The 13,212-nt window shown below is 70.7% G+C and carries 7 protein-coding genes; 1 reads left to right on the top strand and 6 read right to left on the bottom strand.

Going from position 1 to position 13,212, the window contains the following annotated elements; all coding sequences use genetic code 11:
• The 6 genes from BXA03_RS03420 to imuA all read right to left on the bottom strand — a co-directional run bounded on the left by BXA03_RS03420 (window position 1) and on the right by imuA (window position 9,828).
• On the bottom strand, window positions 1-1,434 hold the full coding sequence (locus BXA03_RS03420; RefSeq protein WP_076503881.1) for an HlyD family type I secretion periplasmic adaptor subunit: 1,434 nt from the start codon (window positions 1,432-1,434) through the stop codon (window positions 1-3).
• Window positions 1,435-1,450: 16 nt separating this feature from the next.
• Window positions 1,451-3,520, bottom strand: a complete 2,070-nt coding sequence (locus BXA03_RS03415; RefSeq protein WP_234983600.1) for a type I secretion system permease/ATPase — start codon at window positions 3,518-3,520, stop codon at window positions 1,451-1,453.
• Window positions 3,521-3,656: 136 nt separating this feature from the next.
• Window positions 3,657-3,986 carry a hypothetical protein gene (locus BXA03_RS26820; RefSeq protein WP_076503880.1) on the bottom strand — a complete coding sequence of 110 codons (330 nt, stop codon included), beginning with the start codon at window positions 3,984-3,986 and terminating at the stop codon, window positions 3,657-3,659.
• Window positions 3,987-4,228: 242 nt separating this feature from the next.
• Window positions 4,229-7,600 carry an error-prone DNA polymerase gene (locus BXA03_RS03405; protein ID WP_083715860.1) on the bottom strand — a complete coding sequence of 1,124 codons (3,372 nt, stop codon included), beginning with the start codon at window positions 7,598-7,600 and terminating at the stop codon, window positions 4,229-4,231.
• Window positions 7,593-9,056 carry a DNA polymerase Y subunit UmuC family protein gene (locus BXA03_RS03400; protein ID WP_076503878.1) on the bottom strand — a complete coding sequence of 488 codons (1,464 nt, stop codon included), beginning with the start codon at window positions 9,054-9,056 and terminating at the stop codon, window positions 7,593-7,595. Before BXA03_RS03400 ends, BXA03_RS03405 begins: the two co-directional genes overlap by 8 nt.
• Window positions 9,025-9,828, bottom strand: a complete 804-nt coding sequence (gene imuA / locus BXA03_RS03395; RefSeq protein ID WP_076503876.1) for a translesion DNA synthesis-associated protein ImuA — start codon at window positions 9,826-9,828, stop codon at window positions 9,025-9,027. Before imuA ends, BXA03_RS03400 begins: the two co-directional genes overlap by 32 nt.
• Window positions 9,829-10,099: 271 nt before the next feature.
• Between imuA and BXA03_RS03390 the strand changes: the two genes are divergently transcribed.
• Complete coding sequence (locus tag BXA03_RS03390; RefSeq protein ID WP_076503874.1) at window positions 10,100-13,183, top strand: type VI secretion system Vgr family protein; 3,084 nt, start codon at window positions 10,100-10,102, stop codon at window positions 13,181-13,183.
• Window positions 13,184-13,212 lie beyond the last annotated feature (29 nt).

The raw sequence follows: 13,212 nt of genomic DNA, 5'->3' as shown, positions 1-13,212 counted from the left end.
TCAGCGCTCGGTGAGCGCGCGTTCCTTGGCCCGGAGCACGGGCTTGAGCAGGTACGACAGCACCGACTTCTTGCCGGTCAGGATGTCCACCTCGGCCACCATGCCGGGCAGGATGGGCAGCTTCGCCTCGCCGATCTCGCTCTTGGTGGTGCGCACCCGCACCAGATAGAAGGCATTGCCCTTCTCGTCGGTGACGGTGTCGGCGCCGATGGTCTCCAGCTTGCCCTCGAGCGAACCGTAGGTGGCGAAGTCGTAGGCCGTGAACTTGACGATGGCCGGCTGCCCGGGCACCAGGAAGGCGATGTCGCGCGGCGCCACCTTGGTCTCCAGCAGCAGCGTGTCGTCGCTGGGCACCACCTCGAGGATCTGCTTGCCCGGCTGCACCACGCCGCCGACCGTGTTGGACAACAGCTGCTTGACAATGCCGCGCACCGGCGAGCGGATCTCGGCCTGCTTCACGCGGTCGGCCAGGCCCACGCTGCCGGCCTGCAGCGCACCCAGCTTGGTGGTCACTTCCGACAGTTCGCTGCGGGCCTGGTTGCGCAGGGTCAGGTCCACTTCCTCGATCTTGCGCTGGGCCTCGCCGATGGCGGCCTGGATGCGCGGGATCTGGGCCGAGGCCATGTCGCGCTCGCCACGGAATCGCGACACGTCGCGCTCCAGGCGCAGCAGTTCCACCTCGGAGACGGCGCCGGTGCGGATCAGCGGGCGCGTCACCTCCAGCTCCTTGGCGGTGAGCTGATAGCTCTGCGAGGCCTGGGCCTGCTTGGAGGCCACCTCGGCCAGCTCCTGGCGGCGCTGTGCCAGCTGCTGGCGAGCGACGCCGACGGAGGCCTCGAGCTCGGCACGACGGGACTCGTAGGCCACGCGCTCCTGCTCCACCACGTTGGGAATGGCCTTGCGCACCTCTTCCGGCACGTTGAAGGGCTTGCCCGAGGCCAGCGCCTCCAGCCGCGCGGCGCGCGCCTGCAGCGTGTAGACCTGGGCCTTGTTCTCGGCCAGCGAAGAGTTGAAGCGCGTCGGGTCGATGCGCAGCAGCACCTGGCCGACATCGACCTTCTGGCCTTCGCGCACCAGGATCTCGGAGACGATGCCGCCGTCCAGGCTCTGGATCTGCTGCACCTGGCGCGACGGGATCACCTTGCCCTCGCCGCGCGTGACCTCGTCGATGCGGGCGAAGGCGGCCCACACCACCAGCAGCAGCAGGGCCGTGAGCGTGACCCACACGGCCAGGCGGGCGCCGCGGGCCCTCTGCTCGGCGATGGCCCATTCGGCATCGGCGCCGAAGTCCTTCTCGTCGTGCAGTTCGGCGCGCTCGGCGCCATCCATCCAGCGGTCGAAGACGCGGCCCACGCGGGCCGCGAAGCGCGACCAGCGGCGGGACAGACGCGCGAAGAAGGTGTTCTTCTGGGGAACGGTCTTGATCTGCAACATGTGCCTGCCCTCCCCTTCAGCCCGCACGGCCCACGCGGCCCTGCTGCAGGGCCTGGATGACCTGTGCCTTCGGGCCGTCGGCCACCACCTGGCCGTTGTCCATCACGATCAGCCGGTCCACCAGGTCCAGCAGCGAGGTCCGGTGGGTGATGAGCAGCAGCGTCTTGTTGCGCGCGAACTGGGCCAGGCGGCTCTTGAGGCGCTCCTCACTCTGATGGTCCATGCTGGACGAGGGCTCGTCCAGCAGCAGGATGGGCGGATCGGACAGCACGGCGCGGGCGATGGCCACCGCCTGGCGCTGGCCGCCCGAGAGCGACTCGCCGCGCTCGCCCACCAGCATGTCGTAGCCCTGCGGATGCGCATCGGCGAACTCGGCCACGCCCGACAGGTCGGCTGCCGCCAGCACGGCGCTGTCGTCGGCGAAGGGCGCACCCAGCGAAATGTTGTGGCGCAGCGTGCCGTAGAACAGGCTGATGTCCTGCGGCACGAAGCCGATGGCGCGGCGCAGTTCGGCCGGGTCGATCTGGCGCGAGTCGATGCCGTCGATCAGCACCTGGCCGCGCGCGGGCCGCCACAGGCCCAGCACCATCTTCTCGAGCGTGGTCTTGCCCGAGCCGATGCGGCCGATGATGCCCACCTTCTCGCCCGGCGCGATGCGCAGGCTGACGCCGCGCAGCACGCCCTGCTCGCGGCCCGGGTAGGCGAAGTGCACATCCTTGAACTCGATGGCGCCCTGGAACTGCGGCCGGTGCACGAAGGGCGCGTCCTCGGGACGCTCCACCGGCATGGTCATGGTCTGCTCGACCGAGGTGAGCGAGGTGCGCGCCTGGTGGTACTGCGTCAGCAGCGCCGCCACCTGCCCCAGCGGCGCCAACGCGCGGCCCGAGAGCATCGAGGCCGCGATGATGCCGCCCATGGTGATGCCCGCGTCCTGAAGTTGGTAGACGCCGACGATGACCACGCAGATGGTGGTCAGCTGCATCACGAACTGGGTGAAATTGACGTTGGCCGACGACAGCAGCTTGAGCCGCGAGCCCACCTGCGCCAGGAAGCGCGTGGAGCGCTCCCACTGGCGCTGCACGGTGCCTTCGGCGCCCAGAGTCTTGACCGTCTCCAGGCTCACCAGGCTTTCGACCAGCACCGCGTTGCGCTGGGCCGAGGCGCGGTAGGTGGTCTCGGTCAGGTCATGCATCTTGTGCTGCACCAGCAGCGAGGCGATGACCACCAGCACGATGCCCACCACTGGCGGGATCACCACCCAGGGCGAGATCCACACCATCGCCCCCAGGAACAGGAAGATGAAGGGCAGGTCCACCAGCGTGGTCAGCGTGGCCGAGGCGATGAAGTCGCGCACCGACTCGAAGCTGCGCAGGTTGGAGGCGAAGGAGCCCGCCGAGGCCGGCCGCGCATCCATGCGCAGGCCCATGACCCGCTCCATGATCTGCGATGACAGGTGCACGTCGATGCGCTTGCTGGCCGTGTCGACGATGTAGGCCCGCACGGTGCGCAGCACGAAGTCGAAAACCAGCACCAGCAGCACACCGATGGCCAGCACCCACAGCGTGTCGGTGGCGCGGTTGGGCACCACGCGGTCGTACACGTTCATCGAATAGAGCGGCACCGCCAGCGCGAACAGGTTGACGGCCAGCGCCGCCAGCAGCGCGTCTCGGTACAGGCGCCAGTTCTGGAACACCACGCCCCAGAACCAGTGGCGCCCGCGCAGTGCGCTGACCTGCGGCGCACGCGCCTCGAAGCGGAAGCGCGGGCGCAGCAGCACGGCCACGCCGATGTACTCGGCGGCCAGGGCCTCGAGCTCGATCACCTCGGACGATTCGCCGAACTCGGGCCGGCGGATGCGCAGGCGACCGTCCTGCAGCCGTTCCTGCAGCACGCAGGCATGGCCGTTCTCCAGCAGCAGGATGGCCGGCAGATGGGCGGTGCCCAGACCTTCGAGCGGCCGGCGCACCAGCCGGGCGGCCAGGTGCGCGCGACCGGCGGCGCGCAGCAGCAGCGAAGGCGTGAGCCGGCTGTCCACCAGCGGCAGGCCGGCCGTGAGCGCCTCGGCGCTCCAGGGCTGGCCGTGCATCTGGGTGATGGCGATCAGGCAGTCGAGGAGAGGGTCTTCGTGCAGCAGCCGTTCGTCGGGCACCTGCGAGGGCGAGATGGCGCGTGCGTCGGGCAGGCCGGATTCGAGCGTAGAGGACATTCGTCTGGAAAGAAGATCAGATGACGTCGTCGCCGGGCACCAGGTCCAGGCGGCCACGCAGGTGCTGGCGCAGGTCCTTGCGGGCGAGCAGCTTGCGCTGGGCTTCCAGCGGCAGGTCGGTCAGGCGCAGCAGGTTCTTGTCGATCAGGGCGTCGATGACGTCCTCCAACACGCGGATGAAGTCACTGTCGAGGCTGCCGAAGGCAGCCGCGGGCGCGGCCGGCGGATCGCCCAGGAAGGCCCGCACTTCGGCGGCCTGGGCATCCAGCCACTCGCCTGCCTGCGGCTGCGAGGTGGCGAGCAGGGCCACGATCTCTCCCTGGGAATTGCGTTGGACGAAGGGCATGGCGCTTGGATCGGGAAAGGCTAGGCCTTTCGACTGAAGTTGCAGATCATGTTAGCTGAGTTAACTATAGTAAAAATATGTGAAATTCCTGACTCCAGTCGGCTTTTTGCTGGCTTTGGCACGGGAAGTTGCGCGCGGTCATGGCTCCGCCGGGAGGGAGGGAGCTGCCGTGCGGCGACCAGCGTTCACGTTTTATTCACTTTTTTCGGATGCGCAAGCGGCGGCCCCGCATCCGCATGCCGTCAGTGGAAATCGCGGCTGCGGTTTTCGCGCGCCAGCCGTCCCAGCAGCGGCGTGAGGTCGCGCATGCCCTCGGCCACCAGGTGGCAGACCTTGCCGTCCGTGCCCTGGTCGCGCTGCCAGGTGCCGCGCACTGCCAGCAACTGCGACTTGAGCAGCGGCTCGCGCCACTGCTCGGCCACCCGGGCCCAGACCACCACGTTGACGGCACCCGTCTCGTCCTCGAGCGTGACGAAGACCGTGCCCTTGGCCGTGCCCGGCCGCTGGCGGACGGTGACGATGCCGCAGGCGCGCACCGGCAGGCCGCCGGGCATGGCGCGCAGTTCTTCCGCGCTCGAGAGGCGCCAGCGCGCCAGTCGGGGCCGCAGCAGCGCCAGGGGATGCCGGCGCAGGCTGAAGCCCAGGCTGGCGTAGTCGCCGACGATCTCCTCGCCCTCCCCGGCGGCCGGCAAGGCGAGCGGCGACTCGTGGATCGGCGCATCCCGCAACAGTGCCGCGGCGCGGTGCGAAGCCGTGGCCTCCCACACCTGCTGGCGGCGGTGGCCGGCCAGGGCCTGCAGGGCATCGGCGCCGGCCAGCAGCGCCATCTCGGACGGCCCCAGCCCGGCGCGGCGCGCCAGGTCGCCCGTGCCGGTGAAGGGCGCATGGGCCCGCGCCTCGACCAGCCGCCCGATGGCGGCCGGACTCAGCCCCTTGATGTGGCGCAGGCCCAGCCGCACCGCGGGCTGGTCGGGCAGCGCCTGGGCGGCGGATTCGGCCCAGGCGGGTGCAAGCGGCGGGCCGCCACCGTCGGCCGGCTCCAGGGTGCAGAAGGCGTCGCTGCAGGTCACGTCCACCGGCCTCACCTGCACGCCGTGGCGCACCGCGTCCTGGATGAGCTGGGAGGGCGTGTAGAAGCCCATGGGCTGCGCGTTGAGCAGCGCCGCCAGGAAACAGGCCGGCTCATAGCACTTGAGCCAGCTGCTGACGGTGACCAGCTTGGCGAAGCTGGCGGCATGGCTTTCCGGGAAGCCGTATTCGCCGAAGCCCTGGATCTGGCTGAAGATGGCTTCGGCGAAATCGCGGTCGTAGCCGCGGTCGGCCATGCCGTCCACGAGGGGACCATAGAAGCGCTCCATGTGCCCGGTGCGCCGCCAGGCGGCCATGGCCCGGCGCAGGCGGTCGGCCTGACCGGGACTGAAGCCGGCGGCGATCATGGCGATCTGCATCACCTGCTCCTGGAAGATGGGCACGCCCAGCGTGCGCTCGAGCGCCGGCTCCAGCTGCGGGTAGCGCAGCACGATCTTCTCGCCCCGCTCCACCTTCGCGCGGTTCTTCAGGTAGGGATGCACCATGCCGCCCTGGATCGGCCCCGGCCGCACGATGGCCACCTCGATCACCAGGTCGTAGTAGTTGCGCGGACGCAGGCGCGGCAGCATGGACATCTGCGCCCGGCTCTCGATCTGGAACACGCCCACGGTGTCGGCACGGCCGATCATGTCGTAGACCTTCGGGTCGTTGGTGGGCAGCTGGTGCATCTGGTGCGCCGTGCCGCGCCAGCCGTTGGCCATGTCCAGCGCGCGGCGGATGCAGCTGAGCATGCCCAGGGCCAGCACGTCGACCTTGAACATGCCGATCTCGTCGAGGTCGTCCTTGTCCCACTGGATGATGGAGCGCGCCTCCATGCTGGCCTTCTCGACCGGCACCAGCCGGGTGAGCGGCCCCTGCGTGAGCACGAAGCCGCCGACGTGCTGGCTGAGGTGGCGCGGAAAGCCCCGCAGCTCGTTGGCCAGGCCGATCCACAGCCGCAGGCGAAACGGGTCCTCGCGCACGCCGGCGCGGGCCATCGCGGCTTCGAGCCGCTCATCGAGCATGGGGTCGTCGAACCAGTAGTGATCCTTGGCGAAGGCGTCGACCAAGCCTTCGTCGATGCCCAGCGCCTTGCCGGCGTCGCGCAGCGAACTGCGCGAGCGGTAGCTGATGACCACGGCGGCGATGGCGGCGCGCTCGCGGCCGTAGGTCTGGTAGATGTACTGGATGACCTCCTCGCGCCGGTCGTGCTCGAAGTCGACGTCGATGTCGGGCGGCTCGGCACGCTCGCGGCTGATGAATCGCTCGAACAGCAGGTTGCCGTCGTGGGGATTCACGGCGGTGATGCCCAGGCAGTAGCAGACGGCCGAGTTGGCCGAGGAGCCGCGGCCCTGGCAGAGGATGCCCTCACGGCGCGCGAAGGCGACGATGTCCTCGACGGTGAGGAAGAACATCTCGTACTTCAGTTCGAGGATGAGGTCGAGTTCCTTCTTGATCTGCGCGCAGACCTCGACGGGCACGCCATTGAAGTAGCGATGTTGCGGGTAACGGTCGAGCGCGCCCAGCCAGGTCTTGCGGATCAGCGTCTGCGCCGGGGTCTCGCCCGAGCCGACGACCTCCTGCGGGTACACGTACTGTTCCTTGAGCTCCTTGAGCTGGAAGCTGCAGCGGTCCGCGATCACGAGCGTGCGCGCCAGCAGCTCGGCCGGATAGAGCCGCGCCAGCCGCGTGCGCGCCCGCAGGTGCCGCTCGGCATTGGGCTGCAACGCGAAGCCGCAGTCGGCCACGGGCCGGCCCTCGCGCACGGCCGTGAGCACGTCCTGCAGCGGCTTGCGCGAGCGCAAGTGCATGTGCACGTCGCCCGCGGCCACCAGCGGCAGGCCGGTGGCCTCCCCGGCGCGGCGCAGCACCTGCAGCCACAGGGCGTCGTCGGCCTCATGGAACAGCTCGACCGCCAGCCACAGCGGTCCGGGCTCACCATCGGGGCGTGGTGGGAACACCGCTGCCACGGCGGCCAGATCGGCCTGCAGCGCCGCCTCGTCGATGGGCTCGCCGCTGCGGCGGTGCGGCACGCAGAGCAATTCGCAATGCACCAGCGCCGCCGCATCGGCCAGCTCGGCCCGGTAGTCGCCCTTGTCGATGTCCTCGCGCATGCGGGCGGCGCTGATGTACTGGCACAGGTGGCCCCAGCCTTGGAGGTCGTGGGCCAGCACGACGAGCCGGAAGCGCCCGAAGTCGAATTCGCTGCCGAAGATCAGCTTCGGCTCGGGATGCGGCGGCAACGGCAGGCCGTCCTCCTCGCGCTCCTCGCGCCACATGCGCAGGCCGCTCACGGCACGCACCACGCCGGCCACCGAGCATTCGTCGGTGATGGCGATGGCGGCGTAGCCGAGTTGCCAGGCGCGCACCGCCAGCTCCCAGGGATGCGAGGCGCCACGCTGGAAGCTGAAGTTGCTCAAGGCATGCAACTCGGCATAGGGGGGCAGGCCCTGGCCGACGGGCGGCGGCGCCATCGCCCCCGCGGCGCGTGCCGCCTGCCGCTGCTGGCGCCGGGCTTCTTCGTCCTTCAGCGAGAGCTCAGGCATAGATGCCCTGCAGGTACCAGCGCACCGGCGCCTCGGTGCTGGCGAGGGACGCCCGCTCGCGGTAGATCCAGAACAGCGCGCCGGCGGCGTCCTGGGCGATGTAGTAGTCGCGGGCGGCGGGCCGGCCGGATTCCCACCAGGCCGTCTCCAGCCGCTGCGGGCCGGCCAGGCGCCGCAGGGGCGCGCCGCCATGGCAGGGCTCGCCGTCGTGCACGGGCAGCAGGCGGGGCTCGCGCAGCAGCCAGGCCGGCAGCAGGCCGGTGCCGACGTCCGGCAGGACGGGCGCGGACGAAACGGTCGGTGGGGGCACGGCCGCCCTCGCCTTCGCTGGTCGGCGTGATGCAGGAGGCGCCGGGCGCGTCATGCCCGCGGCCGGCCGCCAGCGCTGTCGCTCCTCGGGCCGGTGGTCCTGCACCGGCCGTGCGGCCAGCACCTGCGGGGCGCCCAACCGGGCGCTGAGCTTCTCGAGCAGGTGGTGCAGCGGCTCGCCCTCGCGTCCGTCCCCCGCCCAGGCGCCGGCATGGCTGCCGGGCAGCGACGGCGGCAGCAGGCTGCGGGTCTGGCCCTGCCAGTCGGCCGTCTCCAGCGAGCGCAGCCGCAGCCAGCCGGTGGGCGCGATCAGCTGGGTGAGCGCCAGCCGCTCACCCAGCAGCCGGCGCAGGTGGGCCATGTCCTGCGTGGGCTCGGCCGTGCGCACCTGCAGTTGCTGCGAGCGGGGCAGGTCGGCGCCGTCCAGCCGCTTGAGGTCCAGCGTCCAGGACAGCTCGATGGAAAGCACGCCACGCTGGCGCGCCTGCAGCCATAGCCGCAGCGCGCCCAGCAGGCGCTGGGACGCCCAGAGCAGTTCGGGCGCAGTCTGGGCCAGCATGGGCAGTTCGAGCCGCTGCTCGAAGCTGTCGGGCACCTGCAGCCAGGGCAGGCCGTCGGGACGCAGCCCCCAGGCCAGGTCCAGCGCCTCGCGCAGCGGCGCGCCGAAGCGCCGCACCAGCGGTCCGCGAGGCAGGGCCGCCACGTCGCCCCAGGTACGGCAGCCCAGGCGGGCGAGCACCTGCAGGTGCGGCGCGGCGGCGGTCAGGGTGTCCAGCGGCAGGTCGTCCGGCAGCCGGGCCGGCTGTTGTTGCCCGGCAAGGTACAGCCGCAACCGGGCCAGCGCCTCCAGGCTGGTGGTACCGGTGACCTGCCGCACCCGCAGGCCGGGCGGCACGTTGGCGGCGATCTGCCGCATCAGCGAACGGCGGCCGCCCCACAGGCGCTCGCAGGCCGAGACCTCCAGCATCAGCGCCTCGTCCAGCCAGGCCACGTGCGGGGTGAACTGGAGCGCCCACCAGCCGAGCGATTCGGGCGTGGGCAGGCGGGCCGCGGGCGGCGGTGCCGGCCCTGCGTCGGCGGGCGCCGCATCGCCGGAACCGGCGGGCTCGGCCGGCTCAGGCCGCCACTGAAGCGCGATCCAGTGCATGGCGCGGGTCCTGCCGCAGGGCGCGACGCAGGTCGAGGCGAACCACAGTCGCCCCGCCCTCGCCTGCGGGCAGGATGGGGGATGCGGGCGCGGCAGGCCGGCCAGGCCGGGTGGCTTCCAGCAGGCCGCTCAGGCGAGCGCCCCGTCCGGGCATCGGCATGGGACGCGCCAGCGGCGGGCCGCGGCGCTTGAGCAGGTGCACGTCGAGCTGGCCGTCCGGCTGGGGCTGCAGCCGCAGGCGCAGGCGCGCGGGCGAGGACGAGGGCGCGGCCGCGTCCGGCCGGCAGACGAAGAGCAGCGCGCCATGCCGGGCGGCGGCCAACTGCAGCCGGCGCAACTCGCCCAGCCGCGCCTGCGGCAGCCAGGCCAGCACGGCAGCCACCTCGGCGCAGCGCAGCGCCTGCTCGCAGGCCCACAGACGGGCAGGTGCGGCGTCGGCCCGCACCCACAGCAGCGACTCCATGGGCAGCCCGCCGGCCGCCAGGGCGGGGCCGAAGGGCTCGTGCGGCGGTCCGATCAGTGCCACCGGCTGGCCGCGCACCGCCGCCGCCTGGGCCAGCGCGGGAAGCAGAAGCGGCCACAGCGGCGATTCGGCCGCCGGTTGCAGGATTTCGGTCAGGGCACCGAGCGGCCAGCCGCCGCCGGGCAACTCGGCATCGAGGCCCGGGTGTCCGCTGGGGCAGGTGGCCGCGCCTGCCTCACCCAGCTCGTCGCCCCGCCACACCCCTTCGGGGGCGTCGGAGAAGTCGACGAGGACGGCTTGAGAGCGCATGGCAAATCGGTTGAATGTGCGATGAATACTGTATGGATATCCATACTTTAACCCTTTGGCCGGATTGCGGAAACGTTGGTGACGCATTGCAGGACTTTTTTCGCCGAGGCGCCCTGGCTGGCCGCAGCGAGCACAAATCCACGGCATACGCGATTGAATGAAGCGCGACGGGCGCCCTGCGCGCTGCGCCGGACGAGTCGCCGCTAACCTCCCGCCCGCGCCGAGCCGCCTCGAACCAGAAGGCAGCCGACGCGAAACCAGGGAGGTTTCCATGTCCACGCTGTCACACACGCTGCGGGTGAGCTCACCCGCCCTGCCCGTCTTTGCCGGAACACCCTTGCTGCACCCCGTCCGGCTCAGCGGGCAGGAAGGTGTCAACGCCCTCTTCGACTATTCGCTGATCCTGGAGACGCCCGACAGTCTCACGCCCGGCGCCCTGGCCGATGCCTGCGCCAACATCGAGCTGGACGACTTCGTCGGGCGCGAGATCCACTGCGAGATCGACCTGGACGGCGCCGGCTATTTCGTCGCCGGCGCGGTGGGCAGCGCCACCGACCGCATCGGTGCGGGCGTGCGGCAGATCAATGCCCTGATCACCGAGGCCGAGCTGCTGGGCGAGGAAGGCCGCCACCTGCAGTACCGCCTCAGACTGAAGCCCTGGCTGCACCTGGCCACGCTCAACAGCGATTGCCGCATCTTTCAGAACCAGACGCCGGTGCAGGTGCTCGACGCGGTGCTGGCCGACTATCCCTTCCCGGTCGACAAACGCCTGATCGAGCCCCTGCCGATCCGCGACTACCAGACGCAGTTCAACGAAAGCGACTTCGCCTTCTTCGAGCGCCTGTGCCAGGAATGGGGGATCAGCTATCACTTCGAGCACGACGCCGGCGCGCACCGCCTGGTGCTCAGCGACCACCTGGGCGCCTTCCTGCCCAATCCCAGCGAGGCCTACCGCCACGTCGAATATCACCCGCCGGGCTGGAAGGTGGACGCCGAATACATCCACGCCTTCGTGCCCGCCAGCCGCATCGCCAGCGGCCGCTACACCAGCCGCGACTACGACTACACCCGGCCCCGTGCCAAGCTCGAGGCCACACGCCGCGACCCGCGGCCCACCGGCCAGGCCGACGCCGAGGTCTATGCCTGGCATGCATCGCTGGCCGGCAGCCACTACGCCCAGCCCCAGGCGGGCACCGCCGCGCCCAATGACCCGCGGGCCGAAGGCGAGCTGCTGGCGCGCCTGCGCATGCAGCAGCTGCGCACCGCAGGCGCACGCGCGCAGGCCAGCGGCAACCTGCGCGGCATGGTGCCCGGTTTCACCTTCTCGCTGCAGCGCCATCCGCGCGAAGCCGCCAATGTCGAATACCTGATCCTGGCCACGACGCTGCTGATCGAGGACACCGGCCAGGACAGCCAGGCCGCAGGCGCCGCACCTCACCGCCAGCAGCACTGGCGGGTTCGGGTCGACCTGCTCGTCCACCCCACGGCCGAACAGCTTCGCCCGGATCACACGCGCCTCAAGCCCCATACCCACGGTCCCCAGACAGCGCTGGTGGTGGGCCCCGAAGGCCAGGAACTCTGGACCGACGAATTCGGCCGCATCAAGGTGCAGTTCCCGTGGGACCGGCAAGGCGGGAACGACCAGCACAGCAGCTGCTGGCTGCGCGTGTCCAGCCAGTGGGCGGGCAATCAATTAGGTGGCGTGCACCTCCCGCGCATCGGACAGGAGGTCATCGTCGACTTCCTCGGCGGCGATCCCGATCTGCCGATCTGCACGGCACGGGTGCACAACCAGCTCAATCTGCCGCCGTGGCATCTGCCGGACCAATCCGCGCTGTCGGGCTTTCGCAGTCGTGAGCTGACCCAGGGCGGTGGCAACAGCGCGGCCGGGCGAAGTAACCACCTCGTGATGGACGACACTGCCGGCCAGATCCAGGCCCAGCTCAAGAGCGACCACCAGCATTCCAGCCTCAGCCTGGGCCGCATCACCCGCATCGAGGACAACAAGGGCCGCAAGGACCCGCGCGGCGAGGGCCTGGAGCTGCGCACCGATGGCCCCGCAGCCGTTCGCGCGGGCGGCGGCATGCTGATCACCACCGAGTCCCGGACCGCTGCCAAGGCGCACATCAAGGACATGGGCGAGACCGTCGAGCGGCTGGCACAGGCCCACGACCTGCACCAGAGCGGCGCCGACATCGCCCAGAAGAACAAGGGCCAACAGGCGGGGGACCAGGACGACGTCGCCGACGCCCTGCGCGCGCACAACGAGGCCATCCGTGGCAGCGGACCGGGCAACCCCGCCATGGGCGAGTTTCCTGAACTGGCCGAGCCGCACCTGCTGCTGGCGTCGCCAGCAGGCATTCATGCCACCAGCCAGCATGGCACGCACCTGGCCAGCGCCGAGCACACGGCCATCACCAGCGGCAAGCACACCAGCGTGGTGAGCGGCGACAGCCTGCTGGCCGTGGCGCTGCAGGCCATTAAGCTCCTGGCAGCGCAGAAGGGCATCCAGGTGGTGGCCGCCCAGGCGGACATCGAGATCCAGGCGCTGATGGCCTGCCTGCACATGGCGGCCAAGGACGAGATCACGATCAAGGCCGACCGGGTCAACATTGAGGCCAAGACCCAGCTCAACATCAAGGGCGGCGGCAGCTACGCGCAGTACAAGAGCGGCCTGATCGACAGCGGCACCAGCGGCGCGGACGTGCGCCATGCCGCCAGCCATTCGATGGTGGGCCCCAGCCAGCAGGGCAATCCGTCGCTGCCCGAAGGCAACAAGCCCGGCAAGGGCCAGTTGGAACTCACCCACCAGTACGCCCAGGGCCGGGGCTTGCGGGGGGCGAGCTATGAGGTCGTCGACGTGCTGGGCCAGGTCCGCAAGGGCACGCTGGACGGCAATGGCTTCGCGGCCGTCTCCGGGCTGGCGCCGGGTGGCACACGGGTGAGCTTCGGCAAGGACCCGAGCGACACCTGGGCGGCAGGCAGCTACTTCGGCAAGCCCACATGGCCCGAACTGCTGGAAGCGCAGGCCAAGGCACTTGGCACCCAGCCCGAGCCGGCCGCCAGCGATTTGGCAAGCGGACTCCTGAAGCAGGCCGCGGCAATTCCCGCCGGTCGGGCGCTGTCGTCCACGCCTGGCGGCAAGCCGGCCGCAGCGCCTTCGGGCACGGCCGGCAGGTTCATCGCAAGCCCCACATCCCGAAGCGCCGCCACGCAAGCCGGCGCCCTCGCCGCGGGCGTCTTCGGCCCCGACATCGGGGCCGCCTCTGCCGGTGTACTAACGGCCATGACCGCCGGCACCCCGGCCTTGGCCATGTTGCCGCCTGGCCTCTCGCGGGCCCCAGCCGTCCACTGACACGCAAAGCTGCGCTGGCGCCCGGAGAA

This window comes from Pseudacidovorax sp. RU35E, from assembly GCF_900156165.1.
Taxonomy (GTDB): domain Bacteria; phylum Pseudomonadota; class Gammaproteobacteria; order Burkholderiales; family Burkholderiaceae_C; genus Xenophilus.
This window is presented reverse-complemented; position numbering and strand designations above follow the sequence as displayed.

Bases quoted from the DNA above. Each gene is read 5' to 3' on its own strand.
- BXA03_RS03420 (WP_076503881.1), bottom strand. From the start codon at position 1,434: ATGTTGCAGATCAAGACCGTTCCCCAGAAGAACACCTTCTTCGCGCGT.
- BXA03_RS03415 (WP_234983600.1), bottom strand. From the start codon at position 3,520: ATGCACGGCCAGCCCTGGAGCGCCGAGGCGCTCACGGCCGGCCTGCCG.
- BXA03_RS26820 (WP_076503880.1), bottom strand. From the start codon at position 3,986: ATGCCCTTCGTCCAACGCAATTCCCAGGGAGAGATCGTGGCCCTGCTC.
- BXA03_RS03405 (WP_083715860.1), bottom strand. From the start codon at position 7,600: ATGCCTGAGCTCTCGCTGAAGGACGAAGAAGCCCGGCGCCAGCAGCGG.
- BXA03_RS03400 (WP_076503878.1), bottom strand. From the start codon at position 9,056: ATGCACTGGATCGCGCTTCAGTGGCGGCCTGAGCCGGCCGAGCCCGCC.
- imuA (WP_076503876.1), bottom strand. From the start codon at position 9,828: ATGCGCTCTCAAGCCGTCCTCGTCGACTTCTCCGACGCCCCCGAAGGG.
- BXA03_RS03390 (WP_076503874.1), top strand. From the start codon at position 10,100: ATGTCCACGCTGTCACACACGCTGCGGGTGAGCTCACCCGCCCTGCCC.